The sequence below is a fragment of the Amycolatopsis sp. NPDC051045 genome, from assembly GCF_040682955.1.
In the GTDB taxonomy this organism is placed as follows: Bacteria; Actinomycetota; Actinomycetes; order Mycobacteriales; family Pseudonocardiaceae; genus Amycolatopsis.
In genome coordinates, this window is record NZ_JBFBCC010000014.1 from 290,457 (window position 1) to 296,456 (window position 6,000).

Annotated in this window: 4 protein-coding genes, 1 pseudogene and 1 riboswitch; all 5 genes and pseudogenes read left to right on the top strand. The window is 70.6% G+C overall.

What is annotated here, in order from left to right:
- Positions 1-46 precede the first annotated feature (46 nt).
- A riboswitch (glycine riboswitch) is annotated at positions 47-140 on the top strand.
- Positions 141-293: 153 nt separating this feature from the next.
- The gene (gene gcvP / locus AB0M80_RS30165; protein WP_364571710.1) at positions 294-3,131 is read left to right on the top strand and encodes an aminomethyl-transferring glycine dehydrogenase; all 2,838 of its coding nucleotides are present in this window, start codon (positions 294-296) and stop codon (positions 3,129-3,131) included.
- Between the two features lie 2 nt (positions 3,132-3,133).
- Positions 3,134-4,225, top strand: a complete 1,092-nt coding sequence (gcvT, locus tag AB0M80_RS30170; RefSeq protein ID WP_364571676.1) for a glycine cleavage system aminomethyltransferase GcvT — start codon at positions 3,134-3,136, stop codon at positions 4,223-4,225.
- 14 nt (positions 4,226-4,239) lie between these two features.
- Positions 4,240-4,617 carry a glycine cleavage system protein GcvH gene (gcvH, locus tag AB0M80_RS30175; protein WP_364571678.1) on the top strand — a complete coding sequence of 126 codons (378 nt, stop codon included), beginning with the start codon at positions 4,240-4,242 and terminating at the stop codon, positions 4,615-4,617.
- A complete protein-coding gene (gene glyA / locus AB0M80_RS30180; protein WP_364571680.1) occupies positions 4,617-5,891 on the top strand; it encodes a serine hydroxymethyltransferase in 1,275 nt (424 codons plus the stop codon). The genes gcvH and glyA overlap by 1 nt, the downstream gene beginning before the upstream one ends.
- Positions 5,888-6,000 (top strand): annotated as a pseudogene (locus AB0M80_RS30185) (lipoyl synthase); the annotation flags it as partial. The gene glyA and the pseudogene AB0M80_RS30185, both read left to right, overlap by 4 nt.

Genomic DNA, 6,000 nt, shown 5'->3' on the forward strand with positions numbered 1-6,000 from the left:
CGAACCCGGCGGGTACCGTAACCGCCACAACTGCAGATCGGGCCGTAGAGCCGAGGCGGGAGAGCCCTCACGAAGTCGGTGGGGCACCGAAGGAGCAAACTCCCCGGAATCTCTCAGGTACCTGCTACCGCTTCGCGCGAGGCCACTCTGGAAAGCAGGCGCACCCGCGCCTCACCCAAGGTGAAAGCCGCGCTGTGTTTTCCGAAGCAGCGCGGTGAAACTCTCAGGTGCCATGACAGAGGGGGAGTTCCCAGCGCACCGTTCTGTCCGGTGCCCGGCCCGAGGAGCTCCCCATCACTTCAACGCAGTTCGACGCCCGCCACATCGGCCCGTCCGAGGCCGAACGCGCGAAGATGCTGGCCGAGTGCGGCTACGGCAGCCTGGACGCCCTGGTCGGTGCGGCCGTGCCGAGCGCCATCCGGGCCACCCGCGACCTCGTGCTCCCGCCCGCCGCGTCCGAAGAGGACGCCACCGCGGAGCTGCGCGCGCTCGCCGCGCGCAACCGGCCGATGACGCAGATGATCGGCCTCGGCTACTCCGACACCGTCACCCCCGGCGTCATCCGCCGCAACGTGCTGGAGAACCCGGCCTGGTACACCGCGTACACGCCGTACCAGCCGGAGATCTCGCAGGGCCGCCTCGAAGCCCTCCTCAACTTCCAGACCATGGTCGCCGACCTGACCGGCCTGGCCACCGCGAACGCGTCGCTGCTGGACGAGTCGACCGCCGTCGCCGAAGCCGTCACGCTGATGCGCCGCGCGTCCAAGGCGAAGTCGAACAAGGTCGTGCTGGACGCCGAGTGCCTGCCGCAGACGATCGCCGTCGTGCGCACCCGCGTCGAGGCCCTGGGCATCGAGGTCGAGGTCCGCGACCTGCTCACCGGCCTGCCGGACGAGTTCTTCGGCGTCGTCGTCCAGTACCCGGGCGCGTCCGGCGTGCTGCGCGGCCGCGGCTTCTACCACGCCATTTCCGAGTCGGCGAAGGCCGCGGGCGCACTGTTCACCGTCGCCGCCGACCTGCTCGCCCTCACCCTGATCACCGCGCCGGGCGAGTTCGGCGCCGACGTCGCCGCGGGCTCGACGCAGCGCTTCGGCGTCCCGCTCGGCTACGGCGGCCCGCACGCCGGGTACCTGTCCGTTCGCGCCGGGCTCGAGCGCTCGCTGCCCGGGCGCCTGGTCGGCGTCTCGGTCGACGCCGACGGCAACTCGGCCTACCGCCTCGCGCTGCAGACGCGTGAGCAGCACATCCGCCGCGAGAAGGCGACGTCGAACATCTGCACCGCGCAGGTCCTCCCGGCGGTGCTGGCCGCGATGTACGCGGTCTACCACGGCCCCGACGGCCTGAAGAAGATCGCCCGGCGCGTCCACGGCCTCGCCGCGGGCTTCGCCGACGCCCTGCGTCAAGGCGGTGTCGAGGTGGTGCACGAGTCCTTCTTCGACACCGTCGTCGCGCGCGTGCCCGGCAAGGCCGCCGAGGTCCACGCGGCCGCGCGGGAGAAGGGCATCAACCTCGGCCACGTCGACGCCGACCACGTCCGTGTCGCGTTCGACGAGGTCAGCACCCCCGCGATCACCGCGAACGTCCTCAACGCCTTCGGGGTGGACGGCGAGCTCCAAGACGGCGTCGCGCTGCCGAACGGCCTGGCCCGCGAGAGCGGCTTCATGGGCCACGAGGTCTTCGGCACCCACCGCTCCGAGACGGCGATGCTGCGCTACCTGCGCCGCCTGTCCGACCAGGACTACGCGCTCGACCGCGGCATGATCCCGCTCGGCTCCTGCACGATGAAGCTCAACGCCACCACCGAGATGGAGCCGATCAGCTGGCGCGAGTTCGCCGGCATCCACCCGTTCGCCCCGGCCGAGGACGCCGAGGGCTACCACGTCCTGGTCTCCCAGCTCGCGGAGTGGCTGGCCGAAGTCACCGGCTACGACAAGGTGTCGCTGCAGCCCAACGCGGGCAGCCAGGGCGAGCTCGCCGGCCTTCTCGCGATCCGCGCGTATCACCTCGCGCGCGGCGCCGAAGGCCAGGGTCGGGACGTCTGCCTGATCCCGTCGTCCGCGCACGGCACCAACGCCGCGTCCGCGGTGCTCGCCGGGATGCGCGTGGTCGTCGTGAAGTGCACCGACGAGGGCAACGTCGACCTCGCCGACCTGCGGGCCAAGGTGGACGCCCACCGCGACACCCTCGCCGCGATCATGGTCACCTACCCGTCCACGCACGGCGTGTACGAGCACGGCATCGACGAGCTGGCCGGGATCGTCCACGACGGCGGCGGCCAGGTGTACGTCGACGGCGCGAACCTCAACGCCCTGCTGGGCCTGGCCAAGCCGGGAGAGTTCGGCGGCGACGTCTCGCACCTGAACCTGCACAAGACGTTCTGCATCCCGCACGGCGGCGGTGGCCCGGGCGTCGGCCCGGTCGCGGTGCGCGCGCACCTGGCGCCGTACCTGCCGAACCACCCGCTGCTGGACATCGCCGGCCCGGCGACCGGCGTCGGCCCGATCAGCGGCGCGCCGTACGGCTCGGCGTCGATCCTGCCGATCTCCTGGGCCTACGTCCGGATGATGGGTGCGCCCGGCCTGACCGCGGCCACGAAGGTCGCCGTGCTGGCCGCGAACTACGTCGCTTCGCGGCTCGCGCCGCACTACCCGGTGCTCTACACCGGGCAGGACGGCCTGGTCGCGCACGAGTGCATCCTCGACCTGCGGCAGATCACCAAGGAGACCGGTGTGACGGTCGACGACGTCGCGAAGCGGCTCATCGACTACGGCTTCCACGCGCCGACGATGTCGTTCCCGGTCGCGGGCACGTTGATGGTCGAGCCGACCGAGTCCGAGGACCTGGGCGAGATCGACCGGTTCTGCGACGCGATGATCGCCATCCGCGCCGAGATCGACGAGGTGGCCAACGGCAAGTGGAGTGCCGAGGAGTCGCCGCTGCGGGGCGCCCCGCACACCGCGGAGACGCTGGTCGGCGAGTGGGACAAGCGCTACGACCGCGAGCTGGCCGTGTACCCGTCAGGTGTTTCGCGCAAGAACAAGTACTGGCCCCCGGTGCGCCGGATCGACGGCGCCCGCGGCGACCGCAACCTCGTGTGCTCCTGCCCGCCCCTCAACGCTTACGAAGGCTGACAGTGTCGAAGGAAACCTCCCTGCACGGAGTCCACAAGGGACTCGGTGCGCTGTTCACCGACTTCGCCGGCTGGTCGATGCCGGTCCGCTACGCCAGCGAGCTGGCCGAGCACAAGGCCGTCCGCGAGGCGGCCGGGCTGTTCGACCTCTCGCACATGGCCGAGATCCACGTCACCGGCCAGGAGGCCGCGGACGTCCTCGACTTCGCGCTGGTCGGCAACCTGACCGGGGTGAAGCCGGGCCGCGCCCGGTACACGATGATCTGCAACCCCGAGGGCGGCGTGCTGGACGACCTCGTCGTGTACCGGCTCGCCGACGAGCACTACCTGGTCGTCGCGAACGCGGGCAACGCGCAGATCGTCGCGGACGCCCTGGAAGAGCGGGTCGCGGGCTTCGACGCCGTGGTGGACGACCGCAGCGAGACGACTGCGCTGATCGCCGTTCAGGGCCCGAACGCCGCGGCGATCATCGGGGCCGTCACCGACGCCGATCTGGGCGCACTCAAGTACTACGCCAGCGTCCCCGCGGTCGTGAAGGGCCACGACGTCCTGCTCGCCCGCACCGGCTACACCGGCGAGGACGGCTTCGAACTGTTCGTCAACGCGGACGAGGCTCCGGCGCTGTGGCGTCTCCTCATGGACGCCGGCGAGCCGCACGGGCTGGTCCCAGCCGGTCTCGCCTGCCGCGACACGCTGCGGCTCGAAGCCGGGATGCCGCTGTACGGCAACGAACTCTCCGTCGAGCAGAGCCCGTTCGAAGCGGGGCTGGGCCGGGTCGTCAAGTTCGAGAAGCCGGGCGACTTCGTCGGCCGCGCGGCCCTGGAGGAGCGGTCCAAGGCCGACGTCCCGCGCGTGCGAGTCGGCCTGAAAGGCACCGGCCGTCGTGCTCCGCGGCACGGCTACCGGGTCCTTTCCGGAGACACCGGGATCGGCGAGGTCACCAGCGGCGCCCTGTCGCCGACCCTGGGTTACCCGATCGCCATGGCGTACGTCGATCGGGCGTACGCCGAGCCCGGCACCGAGCTGTCCGTCGACATCCGGGGCAGGATCGAGCCCGTCGAGGTCGTCGCCCTGCCCTTCTACTCCCGCGCGTAAGGACTTACTGAACCGTGAGCATTCCCGAGAACCTGAAGTACACCAAGGAACACGAGTGGCTGAGCCTGGACGGCGACGTCGCCACCGTCGGCATCACCGCCTTCGCCGCCGAGTCGCTCGGTGACATCGTGTTCGTCCAGCTGCCCGACGCCGGCTCGACCGTGACCGCGGGCGAGGTGTTCGGCGAGGTCGAGTCGACCAAGTCGGTGAGCGAGCTGTACGCGCCGGTGTCCGGCGAGGTCGTCGAGGTGAACGAGGCCACATCGGACCGCCCCGAGGTCATCAACTCCGACCCGTACACGGAAGGCTGGCTGCTGAAGGTGCGTCTGACCGGGGACGTGCCCGAACTGCTCGACGCCGCCGCGTACGCCGCGCTCACCCAGGAGAACTGATGACGACCTTCGACGCGCACCTGTCCGAAGTCGACCCCGAGGTCGCCGCGGCCGTGGCCGACGAGCTCACCCGCCAGCAGTCGACCCTGGAAATGATCGCCTCCGAGAACTTCGCCCCGGTGGGCGTGCTCGAGGCGCAGGGCTCGGTGCTGACCAACAAGTACGCCGAGGGCTACCCGGGCCGCCGCTACTACGGCGGTTGCGAGCACGTCGATGTCGTCGAGCAGCTCGCCATCGACCGCGCGAAGGCGCTGTTCGGCGCCGAACACGCCAACGTGCAGCCGCACTCGGGCGCGCAGGCCAACGCGGCCGCGATGTTCGCCGTCCTGAAGCCCGGCGACACGATCCTCGGCCTCGACCTGGCGCACGGTGGTCACCTGACGCACGGGATGAAGATCAACTTCTCGGGCAAGCTGTACAACGTCGTCGCCTACCACGTCGACAAAGAGACCGGGATCGTCGACCTCGCCGAGATCGAGCGCCTCGCCGTCGAGCACAAGCCGAAGCTGATCATCGCCGGCTGGTCGGCCTACCCGCGTCAGCTGGACTTCGCCGAGTTCCGCCGGATCGCCGACCTCGTCGAGGCTCGCCTGATGGTGGACATGGCGCACTTCGCCGGGCTGGTCGCGGCCGGGCTGCACCCCTCGCCGGTGCCGCACGCCGACATCGTCACCACGACCACCCACAAGACGCTCGGCGGCCCGCGCGGCGGCCTCATCCTCTGCCGCGAGGAGCTGGCGAAGAAGATCAACTCCGCGGTGTTCCCGGGCCAGCAGGGTGGGCCCCTCGAACACGTCATCGCGGCCAAGGCCGTCGCGCTGAAGATCGCCGCGAGCGACGAGTTCAAGGAGCGCCAGCAGCGGACGCTGGAGGGTTCGCGGATCCTCGCCGAGCGCCTGTCCCAGGCGGACTGCGCTGCGGCGGGCGTGCGCGTGCTGACCGGTGGCACCGACGTCCACCTGGTGCTCGTCGACCTGGTCCAGTCCACTCTGGACGGTCAGCAGGCCGAAGACCGGCTGCACGAGGTCGGCATCACGGTCAACCGCAACGCCGTCCCGTTCGACCCGCGCCCGCCGATGATCACCTCCGGCCTGCGGATCGGCACGCCGGCGCTGGCCACCCGCGGCTTCCGGGCGGACGACTTCACCGAGGTCGCCGACGTCATCGCCGAGGCGCTCAAGCCGGACTTCGACGACGCCCTGCGTTCGAAGCTGCGCGACCGCGTCGAAACCCTGGCCAAGAAGCACCCGTTGTACGCGGGTCTGTCCCGGTGAGCGCGCTGCCCGAGGGCCGGAAGCTGTTGCGTCTCGAGGTTCGCAATAGTGAGACGCCGATCGAGAAGAAGCCGTCGTGGATCAAGACGCGGGTGCGGATGGGGCCGGA

Bases quoted from the DNA above. Each gene is read 5' to 3' on its own strand.
- glyA (WP_364571680.1), top strand. From the start codon at position 4,617: ATGACGACCTTCGACGCGCACCTGTCCGAAGTCGACCCCGAGGTCGCC.